Source organism: Variovorax sp. 01T439_2 (genome assembly GCF_056398445.1).
Window position 1 is genome coordinate 1 of the sequence record NZ_JBFTPJ010001177.1, and the last position, 1,497, is coordinate 1,497.

General features: G+C 70.1%; 2 protein-coding genes. Both read left to right on the forward strand.

The genetic code is table 11. The features are described from left to right. The first annotated feature begins 200 nt into the window (after window positions 1–200). On the forward strand, window positions 201–764 hold the full coding sequence (locus tag AC1DOC_RS33225) for a sigma-70 family RNA polymerase sigma factor (RefSeq protein ID WP_478131516.1): 564 nt from the start codon (window positions 201–203) through the stop codon (window positions 762–764). After that, a complete protein-coding gene (locus tag AC1DOC_RS33230) occupies window positions 751–1,425 on the forward strand; it encodes an anti-sigma factor family protein (RefSeq protein ID WP_478080445.1) in 675 nt (224 codons plus the stop codon). The genes AC1DOC_RS33225 and AC1DOC_RS33230 overlap by 14 nt, the downstream gene beginning before the upstream one ends. The last annotated feature ends 72 nt before the right edge of the window (window positions 1,426–1,497 follow it).

A 1,497-nucleotide genomic window follows, 5' to 3' on the forward strand; every position in this document is an offset into this window, starting at 1 on the left:
AGGCCGAAGCGCCCAGCGCCCCGAGAACGACGAGGATGCGCACAAACCCGGGAATGGCGATCATGATGAAGAACTCCTGAAAGAGTAGGAAGAGAATCGGCACAGGGCATGACGCATGGCGCGCCCTGCTTATTCCCCAGTCCAAAAAAAAGATGGAATAGAACGCGCAGCTGCCACGTCATGCAGGAAGAAGAAGCCCGTTGACCGACCGCACACGCCAGTTCGAAGCCGCCGCGCTGCCGCATCTCGATGCGGCGTGGAACCTTGCGCGCTGGCTGCTGCGCGACGACCAGCTGGCCGACGATGCGGTGCAGGAGGCGTACCTGCGCGCCTTCCGCTTTTTCGACGGGCTGCGCGGCGAGAGCGCGCGGCCGTGGCTGCTCGGCATCGTGCGCAACGCCTGCTACGACTGGATGCGGCAGAACCGGCAACTGGCCGACCAGCTCGAGTTCGACGAGTTGCGCGACAGCGGGGCCATGCCACCCGCTTCCGCGGAATGCGCCGACCCGGCCCGGCAGTGGGAGCAGCGCGCGCAGGGCGAGCGCATCAACGCCGCCATCGACGCCCTGCCCGCGGCCTATCGCGAAGTCATCGTGCTGCGCGAACTCGAAGAGATGCGCTACGAGGACATCGCACGCATCGCGGGTGTCCCCCTGGGCACGGTGATGTCGCGGTTGTCGCGTGCGCGGGCATTGCTGCGCRAAAGCCTGCGCGATGAACGCCCCGGGGACGGGACCGAAAGGACACAGCATGCAAATTCATGACGATGAGCTGGGGCCGCTGATCCGGCGCCACGCCGTGCGGCACGCGCCGCCCGCGGGGCTGGCCGAGCGCATCGCGCAGTCGGTGCGGTCCGAGGCCGGTGCGGTTGCCGCGCCTGCCGTTGCGGTGCGCAGCCGGCGCGGCGTGTGGCGGGGGCTCGCCTGGTTCGGTACGGGGGCGGCAACGGCCTGGGGTCTCGCGCTCGTTCTGCTGGCAACGCCGGTGCCGCCGCAGGACGCGCTCGGCGAGGCGGTCACGGCCAACCACGTGCGCTCGCTGATGGCGGCGCACCTGGCGGACGTGGCCTCGTCCGACCAGCACACGGTGAAGCCCTGGTTTGCCGGCAAGCTCGACTTCTCGCCGCCGGTGGTGGACCTGGCGTCCGACGGTTTTCCGTTGGCGGGCGGGCGGCTCGACTACCTCGACGGGCGGACGGTGGCGGCGCTGGTCTATCGCTCAGGGCCGCACGTCATCAACCTATTTGTCTGGCCCGCGGCCGATGCGAAGGTGCAGCCGCCCGCGTTCTCCACGCGGCAGGGCTACCAGCTCGCGCACTGGGCCGAGGGCGGCATGCAGGCGTGGGCGGTGTCGGACCTGAATGCGGCCGAGCTGCGGAAGTTTGCCTCGCTGATGCGCGAGCGCACCGCGCCGCAGCGGCCCTAGCCCGCCGAACCTTCGCAGGCGATCTTGCCCGGCCGCGCCTCGGCACGCGCGCTCGCGATCGCCCAGCCGAAC

Coding starts and splice junctions, on each gene's coding strand:
- AC1DOC_RS33230 (WP_478080445.1), top strand. CDS start 751: ATGCAAATTCATGACGATGAGCTGGGGCCGCTGATCCGGCGCCACGCC.